The following is a 16,829-nucleotide window of genomic DNA, read 5'->3' on the forward strand; positions in this document are numbered from 1 at the left end:
CCGCGCGCCTATCTCGGCCCCGACATTTGCAGCCAAGGGATTGCCATGACCAGCTTCGACGACCGGCAGCGCGCTTTCGAGACCAAATTCGCGCGCGACCAGGAAATGCAGTTCAAGATCGTCGCGCGGCGCAACCGGCTGCTCGGCCAGTGGGCGGCGAAGAAGATGAACCTGACCGAAGCCGAGGCCGACGCTTATGCCAAGGACGTGATCCGCGCCGATTTCGAGGAAGCGGGCGACGAGGACGTGATCCGCAAGCTGCTCGGCGACCTGACCTCGGCCGGGGTCGAGATCGACGAGGCTGAGATCCGTGCCCAGATCGAGCACAAGACCGCCGAGGCGCGCCGCCATTTCATCGAGACGATGGACTAAGCCGATGCCGATGGCCGCGGACGTGATCGAGGCGCTGATCCGGGAGGGGATTCCGGACGCGACGATCGAGATCGTCGATCTGGCCGGCGATGGCGATCATTACGAGGCGCGGGTGGTTGCGGAGAGCTTCCGGGGCCAGCCGCGCGTCAGGCAACACCAGCGCGTCTATGCGGCGCTGGGCGGCCGGATGGGCACGGAGCTGCACGCGCTGAAGCTCAGCACCGCAATTCCCGAATGAAGGATGAGTGAGATGAGCGACGCCAACACCCGCATCGACGAGATCGTGAAAGCCAACCAGATCGTGCTGTTCATGAAAGGCACGGCGCTCTTCCCGCAATGCGGCTTCTCGTCGCGGGCGATCGCCATTCTCGATCATCTCGGCGTCGCGTTCGAGACGGTCGACGTGCTGCAGGACGCGGAGATCCGCCAGGGGATCAAGGATTATTCCGACTGGCCGACCATTCCGCAGCTCTACGTGAAGGGCGAGTTCGTCGGCGGATCGGACATCATGATGGAGATGTTCCAGGCCGGCGAGCTGCAGGAGCTGGTCGCCGGCCTGGCCAAGGTGGATTGAATCCCGGAAAATCTTACCGCTCATCCTGAGTAGCCGTTGAGCGAAGTCGAAACGGCGTATCGAAGGACGTAGGAAGTCTCCTTCCGGTCCTTCGATACGGGACTTCCCCCGGATCAAGTCCGGGGTCAGTCCCTACTCAGGATGAGCGGGTTTGGGGTTTTCACCTCACGTCATCGAGGCGACGGCGACGCCGATCAGCGCGCGGCGCAGGCCGATGCGCTCCAGCAGCGCCATCGCCAGTACCACGGCGGCCTGCACCAGCACGAAGGCGATGCCGAGCGCGGTGATGCCGGCGAAGACGAAGATCACCGCCACGCTCTTCGCCACCCACAGGAAATTGCCGATAATCACCAGCCAGACGAGCGCCGGCGCGGCGGCGTTGCGCGTCGCCAGCCAGCCCATGAACAGGCCGCACGGGATCAGGAGCGCGCCCGCGGCCATCAGCAGGGCCGGCGACAGGCCGAGCGGTCCGGACAGCAGGTTCGCGCCGGGAATCAGCAACGCCGCCATGCCGAGGCAGCTCGCCGCGTCGAGGAGAAGCACGCGCTTCAGGAAGGGAGTCATCTGCATATCGTCCTCCGTCATTTGGTGGGGCGGATATGCTCCCTGAGAGGGAAGGCCGTCGATTACCCGGAAAGTAATGGCGGTTTTCGCTGGAGGAGCGCAGGACGGGGGGCATGAGCACGATCGCCGCCGATCCGCCGTCTTTCGGGGACCAGCTTCGCCAGTGGCGCGGCCAGCGTCACATGAGCCAGCTCGATCTGGCGCTGGAGGCGGAAATCTCCTCCCGCCATCTGAGCTTCGTCGAGACGGGCCGCTCGAAGCCGTCGCGCGACATGGTGCTGCGCCTCGCCGAATGCCTCGGCGTGCCGCTGCGCGGCCGCAACGCGCTGCTGCTCGCGGCGGGCTATGCCCCGGTCTATTCCGAAAAGGGCATCGACACGGCGGCGATGGAGACGGCCCGCACGGTCATCTCCCATGTGCTGAAGGCCTATGAGCCCTTTCCGGCGCTGGCGATCGACCGGCACTGGAACATGATCGAGGGCAACCGCATCGTCTTCGCGCTGATGGAGGGGGTGGCGCCGCATTTGCTGGAACCGCCGATCAACGCGGTGCGGATCAGCCTGCACCCCGAGGGCGTTGCGCCCCGGGTCGTCAACCTGCCCGAATGGCGCGGCGCGCTCTTTTCCCGGCTGCGCGACCAGATCGCGACGAGCGGCGATCCGGTGCTGGCGGAGTTCCTGGCGGAGCTGCGCGCCTATCCCGGCGGCGAATCGAGCGCGGTGGCCGGCTATCCGCTCGCCATTCCGCTGATCGTCGACACGCCGCTCGGTCGGCTCTCGCTCCTGACGATGAGTTCGGTCTTCGGCTCGCCGGTCGATGTGACGCTGTCGGAGATCGCGATCGAGTCGCTGCTGCCAGCCGACGAGCAGACGCTCGAAGCTTTGCGCAAGCTCTGAAAAAAGCGAAGGGCGGGCCGCGCGACCGGAAAAGTGCGCTGGCCCGCCCGGAGTTTGGAACCGTGGACGCACGAAGAGATACATAGGCCGTGCCAGAGCGCGCGAAGCACGCAAATCCGCCGCTTTTCACGGTAAACGGGATTTAACCCTGTTCGCCGGCTGTAAGAACCACCGACACTTTGATGCTTCCGCCCGTTCATCCGTCGTTCATCGGAATGACTACACTCGTAATCGTCAGTCGCAACGGGGTGGGACATGGCCGAACGCATATCCGCGGCCGAGCATGAGATCATGGAAGTGCTGTGGCGCGATTCGCCGCTGACGGCGGCCGAAGTCGCCGAACGCGCGCCGGCCGAACGCGGCTGGAGCATCCGCACCGTGAAGACCCTGCTGTCGCGCCTGCTCGCCAAGGGCGCGCTGGTGCATGAAGAGGAAGGCCGGCGCTATCTCTACCGCCCGGCGGTGGCGCGCGCGGATTATGTGGCGCGCGAATCGCGGGCGCTGCTCGACCGGCTGTTCGGCGGCAGCGTCAGCCCGCTCGTCGCCCATCTCGCCGAGCGCGACGATCTCAGCCAGGCGGACATCGCCGAGATCGAGACGCTGCTGAAGGCGCTGAAGCCGTGACCGGCTGGTTCTTCGCCAATATGGGCTGGGCGAGCGTGCTGATGCTCGCCGTGCTGCTCATCCGCCGGCCGTTCGCGCGGGCGTTCGGCGCCGGGCCGGCTTATGCGCTGTGGCTGCTGCCGGCGTTACGCCTCGTCATGCCGCCGCTGCCCGCCTGGCCGGCGGATGTCCAGAACCTGCTTGCGTCCCAGACAGTGATCCTGTGGGCGGAGGAGGCCACCGCGCCCATCTCGCCGGACGGCGGAGCCGGGCAGTGGGTGCCCATCCTGCTCGCGATCTGGGCCCTGGGCGCGGCCGCCCTGCTCGGCTGGCAATGGCTGGCCTATCGGCGCTTCCTGACCGCCTTGTCGGCCAGCGCGCGCGGCATCGGCGCGCATCTGGGGCTGCCGCTGATCGAAAGCGATGCGGTGACCGGCCCGCTGGCGCTCGGCCTGCTCGACAGGCGGATCGTCGTGCCGGCCGATTTCGCCACCCGCTACACGCCCGCCGAACGCGCCCTCGCGCTGGAACATGAGACGGTCCACCATCGGCGCGGCGATATCTGGTGGAACCATGCCGCGCTCGCGATCCTCGCCCTCAACTGGTTCAACCCTGTCGCCTGGCTCGCCTTCCGCGCCTTCCGCGCCGATCAGGAACTGGCCTGCGACGCTGCCGTCACCGCGTCGGCCGACGCCGGGGCACGGCGCGATTATGCCCAGGCTCTCGTCAAATCCGCGAGCCGTCCCGGCCTGATCGCGGCCTGCCCGCTCAACCACGCCGATCAACTGAAACGGAGACTGAGGATGATGAACGACCACAGACGCAGCCGCATGCGGCTGATCGGCGGCGCGACGGCGCTGGCGCTCCTCGCCGGAATGGGGCTGAGCGCGGGCGTGCCGAGCCTCGCCCAGCAGGGCGAGCAGCAGAAAAGCGAGCAGCGCACCGAACGGCGCGAGGAGAGGATCGTCATTCGCACCCATCGCGAGGGGGACGGCGGCGAGACCCGGATCGAGCGGCGCGGCGGTGATGGCGACGTCCAGGTCCGCGAGCGTCGCAATGTCATTGTCATGATGGACCGCGAGGGCAGCGGCGCCGAAAGCGAGGTCCGCAACTTCCGGCTGGAAGGACCGGGCGGCGCGGAGATCAGCCTGCCCGAGGATTGCGAGGGCGACCGGGCGACGGCCAGCGAGGAAACAGTCGGCAATCGCCGCACCAGGGTCGTGCTGTGCAGCCGGGGCGGCGGCACGCCGGCCGAACGCGCCGAGCGGCTGCGATCCGCCCGCGATCGGCTCGCGGCGAGTGACCATCTGAGCGCCGAATCGCGCGAACGGGTGCTGGCGGCGATCGATCGCGCCATCACGGATCTCGGCGCCCAATAATCCGCAAGCCTGGCCGGCGGGCGCGAAATGCCCGCCGGTCCTTCATTTTCGCGGGCCGCGATGCCACATGGCGGGCATGGACAATTGGCCCACCGGCAGGATCGAGCAGGTGCATCCCAAAGTGCGCCGTCTGCTCGCCGCCAATCCTTCACCCTTCACCTATACGGGCACCCAGACCTACCTGATCGGTGCGGGCGAGGTGGCGGTGATCGATCCGGGCCCCGATTTGCCCGAGCATGTCGAGGCGATCCTGGCCGCGACCGCGGGCGAACGGATCGTCGCCATCATGTGTACCCACACCCACCGCGACCACAGCCCGGCGAGCCGGACGCTGGCCGAGGCCACGGGCGCGCCGGTCGTCGGCTGCGCGCCGCTCGCGCTGGCCGATGACGGCCCCCGCGCCGATGCCGCCTTCGATTTCGATTATGCGCCGGACCGGGTGCTGGCGGACGGCGAGACGGTGAGCGGGCCGGACTGGACGCTCAGTGCGGTGGCGACGCCGGGCCATACGTCGAACCACCTCTGCTTCGCGCTGGAGGGCGAGGGCCTGCTCTTCACCGGCGATCATGTGATGGGCTGGTCCACCACGGTGATCGCGCCGCCGGACGGCGACATGAGTACTTATTTCGCGAGCCTGGACCTGCTGCTCCAGCGCGACGACAGGACCTACCTGCCCGCGCACGGCCCGGCGATCGACAAGCCGCACCGTCATGTCCGCGCGCTGATCACGCACCGGCGGATGCGCGAGAAGCAGATTCTCGACCGGCTCGGCAAGGGCGAGGAGCGTATCCCGGAGATAGTGGCGCACATGTACCGCGACATCGACCCCAGGCTGCACGGCGCGGCGGGGCGTTCGGTGCTCGCCCATCTCGTCGATCTGCAGCGTCGCGGGCGGGTGCGCGGAGAGGGCGAGCGGTGGACCCTGGCCGCCTGAAACCCTACGCGCCGCTCGCCGCCGCGGGGGCCGCGCTGCTGCTCGCCGGGCTGCTCCTCGGTTATGCGCTGCGCCCCGCCGTCGCTCCGCCGCCCGCGCCCGACGCGATGCGGGTCGCCGATGCGACCCTGCTGTCGGTGCGCGAGCAGGGGCGGCTGACCCTGTTCGAGGCGCGCTTCGTGGCGGTGGAAACGTCGAGCGAGACGCGGCTCGGCCTGACCGCGCGCAAGACGCTGATCATGCCGGGCGACGTGCGCTACGGCGTCGATCTGTCGCGGCTGCGGCGCGAGAATCTGGGCTGGGACGCGGCGACGCGCACGCTCGCCGTGACGCTGCCGCCGCTCGAGATCGCCGGGCCGCGCATCGATCCCGACCAGGTGCGCGAACATGCCGAAGGCGGCATCCTGATGGCGCTGACCGACGCGGAGGAGGTGATCGACGATGCCAATCGCCGCCGCGCGCAGGAGGAATTGATGCGTCAGGCGCGCGAGGACCGGCCGATGGCGCTGGCTCGTCAGGCCGCGATGCGATCGGTGGCGCGCAGCTTCGCCATGCCATTGCGCGCGGCGGGGATTGACGCCAGCGTTATGGTGCGGTTCGTGGACCCGTCCGGCGCTGAGGTGGCTGCCTTCCTCGACCGACCGCGCCGGACCGAGGATATCATCGACGACCGGCGGGCAGGTCCGCCGCCGGCCAATGCCAACGGGCAGGGAGAGGCCCCGCAATGAACGCACCCAATGTTTCGCTGCAGGGGCTGGACCTGCGCGCCGAGATCGACCGGCTGCGCAAGGAGCGCAACGCCGTCATCCTGGCGCATTATTACCAGACGCCTGAGATCCAGGACCTGGCCGATTTCGTCGGCGACAGCCTCGATCTGTCGCGCAAGGCGCAGGCGACCGACGCGGATGTGATCGCCTTTTGCGGCGTGCGCTTCATGGCGGAGACGGCGAAAATCCTCTCGCCGGAAAAGATCGTCATCCTGCCCGACATGGACGCCGGGTGCAGCCTGGAGGACAGCTGCCCGCCCGAGCAGTTCGCCGCGTTCCGCGCGGCCCATCCGGACCATATCGCGCTCACCTACATCAATTGCTCGGCGGCGGTGAAGGCATTGAGCGACATCATCGTCACCTCCTCCTCCGCCGAGACGATCCTGGCGCAGATCCCCGAGGACCAGAAGATCATCTTCGGCCCCGACAAGCATCTCGGCGGCTATCTGGCCCGGCGGATCGGGCGGGACATGCTGCTCTGGCCCGGCACCTGCATCGTCCACGAATCCTTTTCGGAGACGGAGCTGCTGAAGCTCAAGGCACAGCATCCCGGCGCGCCGGTGCTCGCCCATCCGGAATGTCCCGGCCACATCCTCGACCATGCCGATTATGTCGGCGCGACCTCCGGCATCCTCAAATATGCATTGGAGAGCGAGGCGGAGCTGCTGATCGTCGCGACCGAGCCGCACATCATCCACCAGATGGAGAAGACCGCGCCGCACAAGACCTTCATCGGCGCGCCCGGCGCGGACGGCAACTGCAACTGCAACATGTGCCCCTATATGGCGCTCAACACGATGGAGAAGCTCTACGTGGCGCTGCGCGACCTGGCGCCGCGCATCGAGATCGAGGAGGGGCTGCGCGTGAAGGCCAAGCAGAGCCTGGACCGGATGCTGGAGATGGCCGGCAACACGGTCGGCAAGGGCGACGTGGGAAAGCCGCATATTTCGGGGGACTGAAGCCGCGATCGTGGCCGGTCGAACCGCGCGCGGCGCGCAGACCTCAGCGTGCCGGCGCGAGACCGAGGATCAGGGTGGGGAGCAGCTCCGACACGGTCGGGTGGATCGGCACCGCCCAGCGCAGATCGTCGAACGTCGCGTCCACGTTCATCATGTCGAGCACGCCGTGGATCGCCTCGTCCCCGCCGGTGCCGAGGATCGCGGCGCCGAGGATGCGGCGGGTCTCGGCGTCGGCGACGAGCTTCATCAGGCCCTTGGTCTCGCCCTTCTCGATGGCGCGGCCCACCTTGGTCATCGGGCGCGTCGAGACGAGCAACGGCCGGCCGGTCCTGCGCGCCTCCGCCTCGCTCATGCCGACCCGGCCGAGCGGCGGATCGGTGTAGAGCGCATAAGCGGGGATGCGCTCGCTCAGCGACCGCTCCTCGCCGTCGATCAGATTGGCGGCGACGATCTCGAAATCGTTGTAGGAGGTGTGGGTGAAGGCGCCGCGCCCGTTGCAATCGCCGATCGCCCAGATGCCGGGCACATTGGTTTCGAGCTTGTCGTCGACCGTTATGTAGCCGCGCGCGTCGGTCGCGACCCCGGCGGCGTCGAGCCCGAGATCGTCGGTATTGGGCCGGCGCCCCACCGCGAGCAGGATGTGGCTGCCGACCACTTCCGGCGGACCCTCATGGCAGTCCAGGCCCACCGCCGGACCGTCGGGATGGGACAGGAGGCGAATGCACTCGGCATGGGTGCGCACCGCGATGCCCTCATCCTCCAGCGCCGCGCGGATCGCGTCGGAAATCTCCGGATCCTCGCGGCCGATCAGCCGCTCGCCCTTTTCGACGATGGTGACCTCGGCGCCCAGGCGGCGGAAGATCTGGCCGAATTCCAGCCCGATATAGGAGCCGCCGACGACGATCAGATGGCGTGGCAGTTCCTCCAGATCGAGGATCGAACTGTTGTTGAGGAAGGGCACGTCGCCGACGCCGGGAAAGTCCGGCACATTGGCGCGGCCGCCGACATTGAGGAAGATTTTGGGCGCGGTGATCCGTTCCGCGCCGACACGGATCGTGCCCGGGCCTTCGAACCGCGCATGTTCGCGATAGAGGGTGAGCCGATCCATGCCGGCCAGCCACTTCTCGTTGTTGGCGCGCGCGTTCAGCGTCACCTGGCGGGCGCGGGCGTGGACCTTGGCGTAATCGACGCCGACCTCCGGCACCACCAGGCCGTAATCGGCGGCGCGGCGCGCGACGTGCGCGGCATAGGCGCTGGCGACCAGCGCCTTGGTCGGCATGCAGCCGGTATTGACGCAGGTGCCGCCGATCAGGTGACGCTCGGCCAGCGCCACCTCCATCCCTGCCGCGGCCAGCCGCCCGGCCAGCGACGGGCCGGCCTGGCCGGCGCCGATCACGATCGCGTCGAAGCGCCGGGCGCTCACCGCGCGTTCACAGGGGCCGGGCGAGCGCGAGAACGATCAGAGCCGCGCCGCCGATCGCGACCGCGTCCTCGATCAGGGCCGCCGGCCGGTCGCGGCCGAAACCGCGCGCCAGCGTAGCGCGTGCCGCCGCGCCGGCATAAGTGCCGATCACCGCGCCGACCATGCCGGCGATGAGGCCGGGGACGAGCATGTCCGCCATCGCCCCGATCGCCGCGCCGGTGACGCCGCCCATGAGCAGGCGGGTGCCGAACTGGACCGGCACCTTGCGGCTTGGCGTGGCGGGAAGCTGATCGCTGACCAGCTCGCCCACGGCGAGCAGGCTGAGAATGCCGACCGCCCAGATCGAACCCAGAAAGGCGAAGGGCGTGGCGGCGAGCGAGATGCAGCCGAGCCAGGCGCCCCAGGCCAAGGCGGCGGGCGCGGTCATCGCGCGCAGGCCCGCGACGACGCCGATCAATGCGGCGAGCAGATAGATCATCCTTCCGTTCCTTTCCCGTTTGGAGAAAAGGTGGATGCAGGCGAAGCGCGACAGTCCGGCGCCACCGGGGCAGAGAGTGCCGTGCGGCGGGGAGTCGGTCAATCGGGGACGGAGACGCCGGAACGAAAAGTGGTGGACGCACTAGGGCTCGAACCTAGGACCCGCTGATTAAGAGTCAGCTGCTCTACCAACTGAGCTATGCGTCCATTGCCATGCGGCAGTCCGCGGGCGGCCTGGGCGGCCCGGCGAAGGCGCCATTTAGGGGCGGCGCGCGGGGATTGCAACCGTCTTAGAGCCCGCCTCCGCCGCGGCGCGGATCGCGGCGGGTCTGGCGGTCGATCGACATCAGGAGGCCGATGCAGATCATCACCGTCATCATCGCCGATCCGCCATAGGAGACGAGCGGCAGCGGGATGCCGACGACGGGGGCGAGACCCATCACCATCATGAGATTCACCGCGATGTAGAAGAAGATGGTGAGCGTCAGGCCCGCCGCCGCCAGCCGCTCGAACCGGCCCCTGGCGTCGACCGCGACCTTCATCCCCCAGCGCAGCAGCAGGAAGAAGAGCGCGATCAGCACCAGCCCGCCGACCAGCCCCCATTCCTCGGCGAAGGCGGAAAAGATGAAGTCGGTATGCTGCTCGGGCAGATATTGGAGATGGCTCTGCGAGCCGTTGAGGAAGCCCTTGCCGAACAGTCCGCCCGAGCCGATCGCGATCTGCGACTGGGTGATGTGATAGCCGGCGCCGAGCGGGTCCTCCTCCGGATTGAGGAAGATCAGCACGCGCGCCTGCTGGTGCGGCATCATCAGCGAATAAGCGATGGGCACCATCGCCGCGACCGCCGCCGCCCCGCCCAGGAACCAGGAGAGCGGCAGCCCGGCGAGGAACATGATCCCGATCGCCGAGAGGACGAGCAGGGCGGCGGTGCCGAGGTCCGGCTGAATGAGGATGAGCAGGGTGGGCACGGCGAGCAAAGCGAGCGCCGGCCACAAAGCCGACCAGCGGCCGATCTCGCGCGGCGGCACCATCGCGTAGAAGCGGGCGAGGACCAGCATCATCACCGGCTTGGCGAGCTCGGAAGGCTGGATGCGGATCACGCCGAGATCGAGCCAGGAGCGCGCGCCGCCGGCGATCGCGCCGAAGGCGAAGACGGTGATGAGCAGCAGAATGATGCCGGCATAGGCGAGGTGGACCGTCTCCTCGAACAGCTTGGGCCGGATGTAGGAGAGCGCGATCGCCATGGCGAGGAAGGTGGCGAAACGCACCGCATGGGGCAGCGCCCAGGGCATCAGCGAACCGCCCGCCGCCGAATAGAGGCTGAGCATCCCGGCCCCGGCGAGCGCGATGACGATCCACATCACCCGCCAGGGCAGCTCGGCGATCTGTTTCGGAACGACCAGCGCCATCAGGGGGCCTCGGCCGGAGGCGGGGCGGCGGCCGCGGCGGCGCGGGCGGCTTCCCATTGGGTCGTGCGGCGCGCCATCCGTTCGCCGATATTGCCGCCCCATTCGCGCTCCAGCGGCTCCAGCGCTGCCATCGCCCGGTCCTTGTCGAACAGATAGGTGAGCACGTCGCGGGCGACCGGCGCAGCGGCGCGCGATCCGCCCATGCCGTGTTCGATCACCACCGCGCCGGCATAAAGCGGGCGGTCCACCGGCGCGAAGAAGACGAACAGGCCATGGTCGCGGAAGCGCCGCGCCACGCCCGCGCCGCCGCGCGATCCGCTGGAAATGGCGCGGACCTGCGCCGTGCCGGTCTTGCCGCCCATCAGAATGTCGGGGAAGGGGAGGCGGCTGCGCCCGGCCGTGCCGGCGCCGTTCACGACTTCCGACATCGCCCGGCGGATCCGTTCGAAATGGGCGGGATCGTATGCGAAATCGGCCGGCGCCGGCCCCTCGCCCGCGATCAGGCGCGGGCGCACGCGCCTGCCCGACGCGAGGCACGCCGACATGGTCGCGAGCTGGAGCGGATTCACGATCACATAGCCCTGACCGATCACCGCGTTCAGCGAGTCCGAATGGCTCCAGGCCTGGTCGAAGCGGCGGCGTTTCCAGGCGGCGTCGGGAATGGTGCCGTAGCTCTGGCTGACCACCGGCATGTCGAAGCGCTCGCCAAGGCCCAGCGCGCGCGCCATCGATGCGATGATCTCGTAACCGTGACGGTGCGCCATCGCGTAGAAATAGGTGTTGCAGCTGCGCGCGATGGCGCGGTGCATATTCATCGGCCCGTGCCGGCCGAGGCAACGGAAGACGCGGTTGCCGAGCCGGTAGCCGCCACCGCAGCTCACGACATCCTCGGGATCGACGCCCGCCTCCAGCAGCGCCATCGCCGCCATCGGCTTCAGCGTCGATCCGGGCGGATAGAGCGCGTTCAAGACCTTGTTGAGCAGGGGCCGGCGCTCGTCCTCCGACATCATCGCCCATTCGGACCGGCTGATCCCGTCGGAAAAGGCGTTGGGATCGTAAGCGGGCATCGAGGCCATGGCGAGCAGGTCGCCATTGTTGCAGTCCATGATGACGCAGGCACCCGATTCATCGCCGATCCGCCGCGCCGCATAGCTTTGCAGGCCGGCGTCGATCGTGGTGCGCAGCGGCGCGCCGCTGACGTCGGGCAGGGTGCGCAGCTCGCGCACCAGCCGGCCGCGTGCCGTCACCTCGACCCGCGCCGCGCCCGGCCGCCCGCGCAGGCGCTGCTCCACCACCTTCTCCAGCCCCTCCTTGCCGATCTTGAAGCCGGGGGTGAGCAGCAGGGGGGAGCGGTTCTCCGCTTCATACTCGTCGCGATTGGGCGTGCCGACATAGCCGATCAGATGGCCGACGGCGGCGCCCTCGGGATAGAAGCGGGCGAAGGCGCGCAACGGCGATACGCCGGGCAAATCGGGCAACCGCACCGTCACCTCGGCGAATTTCTCGAAAGAGAGATGCTCGGCGACCGGCACCGGCTGGAAACCGGCGGCCGCGGCCAGATCCTCGCGGATCTTCTCGACCGCCTCCGGCGTCAGCGACAGGATGCGCGTCAGCTCGGCGATCACGCGATCGGCATCCTCGATCTGGTCGGGGATGAGATCGACGCGGAAATCGCTGCGGTTGGAGGCCATGGGCTGGCCGTGCCGGTCGACGATCCAGCCCCGGCGCGGCGGAATCAGCCGGGTCTGGATGCGGTTGGAATCGGCGAGATCGGAATAACGCTGGTTCTGCGCGATCGCGACATAGCCCATCCGCCCGGCCAGCACCGCGGCGAGCGCCGCCTGCCCCGCGCCGATCAGCATCGCGCGGCGCGAGAAGCTGGCGGCGATGCCGGCCTCGGTGGGCGGGGGGCGATAACGCTTCTTCATCGCCCGAGCCGCCAGCGATCGAGCGCCAGCACGATCCGCGCGGCGACCGGATAAGCGAGGATGCCGACAATCATTTGCGGCACCACGACCGTGAAGGCGACGTCGCTCTTCATCAGCAGAGCGACATACCAGGCGCCGACAGTGTGCAGTGCGATAAGCGCGGCGGCGATCAGCCAGTCCATCATATAGTCGCGAAAGCCGAGCCGGCTGTCGATGAAATCGAGCGCGAGGAAGGCCGCCGTCCACAGCAGCATCGACTGGCCGAGCGGGTTGCCGGCGACGAGATCGTTCAGGAGGCCGAGCGCGAGAGCGGTGTTGGCGCTCCAGATTTCCGGCCGCAGCAGCCGCCAGGTGATGAGCAAGAGGAAGCCGAGATCGGGCACCAGCGGCGTGGCGGCCACGAAGGGCAGCAGCACGAGCAGGATCGCGACGATGGTCGAGATGGTCGGCACGAAACGGTTGCGCAGGTCGCGGATCGCGACTTCGGTGCTGGAGCCGGCGATCCGGCTCATCGCGGCGCCTCGGCGGGAGTCGGTTGCGCCTGCTGCAGCGCCGGCTGGTAGCGCGGGTCGCGCTGACGGTCGGCGTTGGCGGCCGGCGCGGCGGGACCCGGCGGAGCCGCCACCGGCGGCGCGCGGTGCTGTTGCGGCGCGTCGGCGAGCGTGCCGTCCACCGCCGGCTGGTAGGCGCGCTGGACGATCGCGAAATCGGCGCGGGCCGGATCGGCCATCGGCCGCGCGATCGCGGTGTCGCCCTCGATCCGGATCACCCGCGCGACCGGCACGTTGGGCGGGAAGATGCCGCCGATGCCGGACGTGACCAGCACGTCGCCGGAGCGGAAAGGATTTTCGCCGACCTCCAGCGTGCGCAATTCGATCGTGCCGTCGCCGCGCCCGGCGGCGATCGCCGGCGTGCCGTCGCGCACCAGCCGCACCGGCACGTTGCTCGACGCATCGGTGACGAGCAGCACCCGCGCCGCCCAGCGCCCGGTCTCGATCACCCGGCCGATCAGCCCGTCGGACGAGCGCACCGGCATCCCGGCGGCGACGCCCGATCCGGTGCCGGCCGAAAGCGTCGCGAGCCGGCGCGGCGACTGGAAGGAGGAGCCGACGATCCGCGCCACCGTCACTTCGTCGGTGACGTCCTGCGCCAGGCCCAGCATCGCGGTCAGCCGCCGGTTTTCGGCCTCGGCCGCCTGCGCCGCGACCAAGGCGCGGCGCGTTTCCGCAAGCTCGGCCCGAAGCTGCGCGTTCTGCGATCCGGCGCGAAAATAATCGGAAATGGCGCTGCCGAGACCGCTGAAGAAGCCGGTGACGGAGCGCCCGCCCGAGCTGACCGGCGCCGTCGCGTCCAGCGCCGCGCCCCTGATCGCCGCGAAGCCGCGCGGATCGATCGCCGCGACGATCAGCAGCAGGACGGCGATCAGCATCCCCGCCACGGCCACGACATAGCCGAGGAACAGGCCATATTGCGCCTTGCGGGAGAAACCCGGACGCCGTTTCGCGGGCGGCGCCATGCTGCGCGTCCCCCTAACTAGGCGGTCTGCAGCACGCCGCGGAAGACGTCCTCCTCCATCGCGCGGCCGGTGCCGAGCGCGACGCAGGTGAGGGGGTCGTCGGCGACGGTGACGGGAAGGCCGGTTTCGTCGCGCAGCACTTCGTCGAGGCCCTTGAGCAGCGCGCCGCCGCCGGTGAGCACGATGCCCTGATCGACGATGTCGGCGGCCAGCTCCGGCGCGGTATTCTCCAGCGCGATGCGCACGCCCTCGACGATCGTGCCGACCGGTTCGCTCAATGCCTCGGCGATCTGCCGCTGGTTGATCGTGATCTCCTTGGGTACGCCGTTGACCAGGTCGCGGCCCTTGATGTGGACGGTCTCGCCGTCCTCGCCATTGGCAGGCGGCTTGGCGATGCCGACCTGCTTCTTGATCCGCTCGGCCGTGGCCTCGCCGATCAGCAGGTTGTGGTTGCGGCGGACATAGGAGCTGATCGCCTCGTCCATCTTGTCGCCGCCGACGCGCACCGAGGTGGTGTAGGCGAGGCCGCGCAAGCTGAGCACCGCGACTTCCGTCGTGCCGCCGCCGATATCGACGACCATGGAGCCGATCGGCTCGGTCACCGGCATGTCGGCGCCGATCGCGGCGGCCATCGGCTCCTCGATCAGATAGACCTGCCGCGCCCCGGCGTTGGAGGCGGCGTCGCGGATCGCGCGCCGCTCGACCGAGGTGGAGCCCGAAGGCACGCAGATCACGATCTCCGGCCAGCGCGGGAAGCGGCGGCGGCCGTGCACCTTGGCGATGAAATATTTGATCATCTGCTCGGCGACGTCGATGTCCGCGATCACGCCGTCGCGCAGGGGGCGGATCGCCTCGATCTGGTCCGGCGTCTTGCCCATCATGAGCTTGGCGTCGTCGCCGACCGCCTTGACGCGCTTGACGCCGTTGATCGTCTCGATCGCGACCACGGACGGCTCGTTGAGCACCACGCCGCGGCCGCGCACATAGACCACCGTATTGGCGGTACCGAGGTCGATCGCCATGTCGTGGGAGGGGAGGCGGAAAAGATTGAAGAAGGACATGAACGGCCTTGTCGTCTGGAGGCTTTGGGCATGGGCGGGAGACTCCCGGTCGCGCCCGAAAAATGTCTATAGGATGCTCCCGCCTCGCCGGTCCACAACAGATATGCGCAACGCGGCTCGCGAGCCGCCGCCGCTTCGTATAGAGCTTCCCTCATGTCAATACGGCGCCTTCCCGAGCATCTGGTCAACCGCATCGCCGCGGGCGAGGTGGTGGAACGGCCGGCCAGCGCGCTGAAGGAGCTGGTCGAGAACGCGATCGACGCCGGCGCGAGGCGAATCGCCGTGACGCTCGCTGGCGGCGGCGTGGACGGGATGAGCGTCACCGACGACGGGTGCGGCATGGCCCCGGACGAGATCGCGCTGGCCTTGGAGCGGCACGCCACGTCCAAGCTCCCTGACGACGCCATCGAGAATGTCGCCACCCTGGGCTTTCGCGGCGAGGCGCTGCCGTCGATCGCCAGCGTCGCCCGGCTCACCATCGAAAGCCGCCCCCGGGGCGCCGACGGCTGGTCGCGCGCGATCGACAACGGCAAGCTGGCGGGAGAGGGGCCGGCCGCACTGCCGCCCGGCACCCGCGTCACGGTGGCAGGGCTGTTCGACAAGGTCCCCGCCCGGCGCAAGTTCCTGCGCTCCGCGCGCAGCGAATATGCCGCCTGCCTCGATGTCGTGAAGCGTCTCGCCATGGCGCGGCCCGATATCGGTTTCACGCTGGAGCATGACGGGCGCCGCACCCTCCAGGTCCAGCCCGGCGAGGACCGCCCCGCCCGGGTCACGGCGCTGACCGACCGGGAGCTCGCCGCCAACAGCCTGGCGATCGATTATGCCCGCGGCTCCGCCCGGCTCGGCGGCGTTGCCGGCCTGCCGACCTTCAACCGGGGCGTGGCGGACCATCAATATCTGTTCGTCAACGGCCGCCCGGTGAAGGACCGCGTGCTGATCGGCGCGGTGCGCGCCGCCTATCAGGATCTGCTGGCCCGCGACCGCCACCCGGTCCTGGCCCTCTTCATCGATCTCCCCGCCGACGAGCTGGACGTGAACGTCCACCCGGCCAAGACCGAGGTCCGCTTCCGCGATCCCGGCAATATCCGCGGCCTGATCGTCGGCGGCCTGCGCCACGCCCTCGACGAAGCCGGCCACCGCTCCGCCCAGCGCCCCAGCGCGGCGGCGCTGGGCAATTGGCAAAGCGAACCCACCCCCAACCGTCATTCCCGCGAAAGCGGGAATCCCGCTTCTTCCTTCTTTTACCCTCGTCAAGAAAGCTGGACCCCCGCTTTCGCGGGAGTGACGGGGGAGGGGGCAGATGGGAGCCTTCGCGACCGCGCCCACGATTTCGCCCCCCAGGCCCGCGCCGAAATCGCCGCCGAAGCGCCGCCGGAATCCGCGCGCCATCCGCTCGGCGTCGCGCGCGGCCAGGTCGCCGCGACCTATATCGTCGCCGAGGCCGAAGACGGCCTCGTCCTCGTCGACCAGCATGCCGCGCATGAGCGCCTGGTGCTGGAACGGATGCGCCGGGCGATGGCGGCGGGCGGCGTCGCCGCGCAGGCCCTGCTGCTGCCCGAAGTGGTCGAGCTGGACGAGCCCGCCTGCGACCGGCTGGAGGCGCGCATCGCCGAGCTGGCCGAACTGGGCCTGGAGATCGAGCGGTTCGGCCCGCGCGCCATGCTGGTCCGCGCCATGCCCGCCATGCTGGGCGCGAGCGACGCCAAGGGCCTCGTCACCGACCTCGCCGACGATCTGGCCGCCTTCGACGGCGCGCTGTCCCTCAAGGAAAAGCTCGACCATGTCGCCGCGACCATGGCCTGCCACGGTTCGGTCCGCGCCGGCCGCCTCCTCTCCGTCGCCGAGATGAACGCATTGCTGCGCGAGATGGAGGTGACGCCGCACAGCGGCCAGTGCAACCACGGCCGCCCGACCTGGGTGAAGCTGGCCCATGGTGACATCGAGAAGCTGTTCGGGCGGAAGTAGCC

18 protein-coding genes and 1 tRNA gene are annotated in these 16,829 nt (G+C 69.1%); 10 read left to right on the plus strand and 9 right to left on the minus strand.

What is annotated here, in order from left to right; translation table 11 throughout:
* Positions 1–45: 45 nt before the first annotated feature.
* From KF780_07660 to grxD, 3 genes are read left to right on the plus strand one after another with little or no spacing between them, the layout of a single operon-like run.
* Positions 46–372, plus strand: a complete 327-nt coding sequence (locus tag KF780_07660) for a DUF1476 domain-containing protein (protein MBX3561677.1) — start codon at positions 46–48, stop codon at positions 370–372.
* 4 nt (positions 373–376) lie between these two features.
* The gene (locus KF780_07665) at positions 377–610 is read left to right on the plus strand and encodes a BolA family transcriptional regulator (GenBank protein ID MBX3561678.1); all 234 of its coding nucleotides are present in this window, start codon (positions 377–379) and stop codon (positions 608–610) included.
* A gap of 12 nt (positions 611–622) precedes the next feature.
* The gene (gene grxD / locus KF780_07670) at positions 623–946 is read left to right on the plus strand and encodes a Grx4 family monothiol glutaredoxin (protein ID MBX3561679.1); all 324 of its coding nucleotides are present in this window, start codon (positions 623–625) and stop codon (positions 944–946) included.
* 165 nt (positions 947–1,111) lie between these two features.
* Here the strand turns inward: grxD and KF780_07675 are convergent, their stop codons facing one another.
* Positions 1,112–1,516, minus strand: a complete 405-nt coding sequence (locus KF780_07675; protein MBX3561680.1) for a hypothetical protein — start codon at positions 1,514–1,516, stop codon at positions 1,112–1,114.
* A 107-nt stretch (positions 1,517–1,623) separates the two neighbouring features.
* Here KF780_07675 and KF780_07680 point away from each other — a divergent pair, with 107 nt between their 5' ends.
* The 6 genes from KF780_07680 to nadA all read left to right on the plus strand — a co-directional run bounded on the left by KF780_07680 (position 1,624) and on the right by nadA (position 7,048).
* Positions 1,624–2,406, plus strand: coding sequence for a helix-turn-helix transcriptional regulator (locus KF780_07680; GenBank protein ID MBX3561681.1), 783 nt, complete (start codon positions 1,624–1,626; stop codon positions 2,404–2,406).
* 255 nt (positions 2,407–2,661) lie between these two features.
* A complete protein-coding gene (locus tag KF780_07685; GenBank protein ID MBX3561682.1) occupies positions 2,662–3,030 on the plus strand; it encodes a BlaI/MecI/CopY family transcriptional regulator in 369 nt (122 codons plus the stop codon).
* A complete protein-coding gene (locus tag KF780_07690; protein MBX3561683.1) occupies positions 3,027–4,388 on the plus strand; it encodes a hypothetical protein in 1,362 nt (453 codons plus the stop codon). The genes KF780_07685 and KF780_07690 overlap by 4 nt, the downstream gene beginning before the upstream one ends.
* 67 nt (positions 4,389–4,455) lie before the next feature.
* The gene (locus KF780_07695; protein MBX3561684.1) at positions 4,456–5,322 is read left to right on the plus strand and encodes an MBL fold metallo-hydrolase; all 867 of its coding nucleotides are present in this window, start codon (positions 4,456–4,458) and stop codon (positions 5,320–5,322) included.
* On the plus strand, positions 5,304–6,050 hold the full coding sequence (locus KF780_07700) for a DUF4230 domain-containing protein (GenBank protein ID MBX3561685.1): 747 nt from the start codon (positions 5,304–5,306) through the stop codon (positions 6,048–6,050). The genes KF780_07695 and KF780_07700 overlap by 19 nt, the downstream gene beginning before the upstream one ends.
* Positions 6,047–7,048, plus strand: coding sequence for a quinolinate synthase NadA (gene nadA / locus KF780_07705; protein ID MBX3561686.1), 1,002 nt, complete (start codon positions 6,047–6,049; stop codon positions 7,046–7,048). The genes KF780_07700 and nadA overlap by 4 nt, the downstream gene beginning before the upstream one ends.
* 43 nt (positions 7,049–7,091) lie before the next feature.
* Here nadA and KF780_07710 read toward each other — a convergent pair whose 3' ends face one another.
* The 8 genes from KF780_07710 to KF780_07745 form a co-directional block, all read right to left on the minus strand.
* A complete protein-coding gene (locus KF780_07710; GenBank protein MBX3561687.1) occupies positions 7,092–8,471 on the minus strand; it encodes an FAD-containing oxidoreductase in 1,380 nt (459 codons plus the stop codon).
* Between the two features lie 7 nt (positions 8,472–8,478).
* A complete protein-coding gene (locus KF780_07715; protein ID MBX3561688.1) occupies positions 8,479–8,949 on the minus strand; it encodes a DUF4126 domain-containing protein in 471 nt (156 codons plus the stop codon).
* A gap of 130 nt (positions 8,950–9,079) precedes the next feature.
* Positions 9,080–9,155 (minus strand) — tRNA-Lys (locus KF780_07720).
* Between the two features lie 83 nt (positions 9,156–9,238).
* Complete coding sequence (rodA, locus tag KF780_07725; GenBank protein MBX3561689.1) at positions 9,239–10,357, minus strand: rod shape-determining protein RodA; 1,119 nt, start codon at positions 10,355–10,357, stop codon at positions 9,239–9,241.
* Positions 10,357–12,285 carry a penicillin-binding protein 2 gene (gene mrdA / locus KF780_07730; protein ID MBX3561690.1) on the minus strand — a complete coding sequence of 643 codons (1,929 nt, stop codon included), beginning with the start codon at positions 12,283–12,285 and terminating at the stop codon, positions 10,357–10,359. Before mrdA ends, rodA begins: the two co-directional genes overlap by 1 nt.
* Positions 12,282–12,797, minus strand: coding sequence for a rod shape-determining protein MreD (gene mreD, locus KF780_07735; protein MBX3561691.1), 516 nt, complete (start codon positions 12,795–12,797; stop codon positions 12,282–12,284). The genes mrdA and mreD overlap by 4 nt, the downstream gene beginning before the upstream one ends.
* On the minus strand, positions 12,794–13,801 hold the full coding sequence (gene mreC / locus KF780_07740) for a rod shape-determining protein MreC (GenBank protein MBX3561692.1): 1,008 nt from the start codon (positions 13,799–13,801) through the stop codon (positions 12,794–12,796). The genes mreD and mreC overlap by 4 nt, the downstream gene beginning before the upstream one ends.
* 17 nt (positions 13,802–13,818) lie before the next feature.
* On the minus strand, positions 13,819–14,862 hold the full coding sequence (locus tag KF780_07745; protein ID MBX3561693.1) for a rod shape-determining protein: 1,044 nt from the start codon (positions 14,860–14,862) through the stop codon (positions 13,819–13,821).
* 153 nt (positions 14,863–15,015) lie between these two features.
* Here KF780_07745 and mutL point away from each other — a divergent pair, with 153 nt between their 5' ends.
* On the plus strand, positions 15,016–16,827 hold the full coding sequence (mutL, locus tag KF780_07750; GenBank protein ID MBX3561694.1) for a DNA mismatch repair endonuclease MutL: 1,812 nt from the start codon (positions 15,016–15,018) through the stop codon (positions 16,825–16,827).
* The last annotated feature ends 2 nt before the right edge of the window (positions 16,828–16,829 follow it).

It is taken from the genome of Sphingomonas sp. (genome assembly GCA_019635535.1).
Lineage (GTDB): Bacteria > Pseudomonadota > Alphaproteobacteria > Sphingomonadales > Sphingomonadaceae > Allosphingosinicella.

Excerpts from the sequence above, each read along its gene's own strand:
- KF780_07660 (MBX3561677.1), top strand. The coding sequence starts at position 46 with ATGACCAGCTTCGACGACCGGCAGCGCGCTTTCGAGACCAAATTCGCG.
- KF780_07665 (MBX3561678.1), top strand. The coding sequence starts at position 377 with ATGCCGATGGCCGCGGACGTGATCGAGGCGCTGATCCGGGAGGGGATT.
- grxD (MBX3561679.1), top strand. The coding sequence starts at position 623 with ATGAGCGACGCCAACACCCGCATCGACGAGATCGTGAAAGCCAACCAG.
- KF780_07675 (MBX3561680.1), bottom strand. The coding sequence starts at position 1,516 with ATGCAGATGACTCCCTTCCTGAAGCGCGTGCTTCTCCTCGACGCGGCG.
- KF780_07680 (MBX3561681.1), top strand. The coding sequence starts at position 1,624 with ATGAGCACGATCGCCGCCGATCCGCCGTCTTTCGGGGACCAGCTTCGC.
- KF780_07685 (MBX3561682.1), top strand. The coding sequence starts at position 2,662 with ATGGCCGAACGCATATCCGCGGCCGAGCATGAGATCATGGAAGTGCTG.
- KF780_07695 (MBX3561684.1), top strand. The coding sequence starts at position 4,456 with ATGGCGGGCATGGACAATTGGCCCACCGGCAGGATCGAGCAGGTGCAT.
- nadA (MBX3561686.1), top strand. The coding sequence starts at position 6,047 with ATGAACGCACCCAATGTTTCGCTGCAGGGGCTGGACCTGCGCGCCGAG.
- KF780_07715 (MBX3561688.1), bottom strand. The coding sequence starts at position 8,949 with ATGATCTATCTGCTCGCCGCATTGATCGGCGTCGTCGCGGGCCTGCGC.
- rodA (MBX3561689.1), bottom strand. The coding sequence starts at position 10,357 with ATGGCGCTGGTCGTTCCGAAACAGATCGCCGAGCTGCCCTGGCGGGTG.
- mrdA (MBX3561690.1), bottom strand. The coding sequence starts at position 12,285 with ATGAAGAAGCGTTATCGCCCCCCGCCCACCGAGGCCGGCATCGCCGCC.
- mreD (MBX3561691.1), bottom strand. The coding sequence starts at position 12,797 with ATGAGCCGGATCGCCGGCTCCAGCACCGAAGTCGCGATCCGCGACCTG.
- mreC (MBX3561692.1), bottom strand. The coding sequence starts at position 13,801 with ATGGCGCCGCCCGCGAAACGGCGTCCGGGTTTCTCCCGCAAGGCGCAA.
- KF780_07745 (MBX3561693.1), bottom strand. The coding sequence starts at position 14,862 with ATGTCCTTCTTCAATCTTTTCCGCCTCCCCTCCCACGACATGGCGATC.
- mutL (MBX3561694.1), top strand. The coding sequence starts at position 15,016 with ATGTCAATACGGCGCCTTCCCGAGCATCTGGTCAACCGCATCGCCGCG.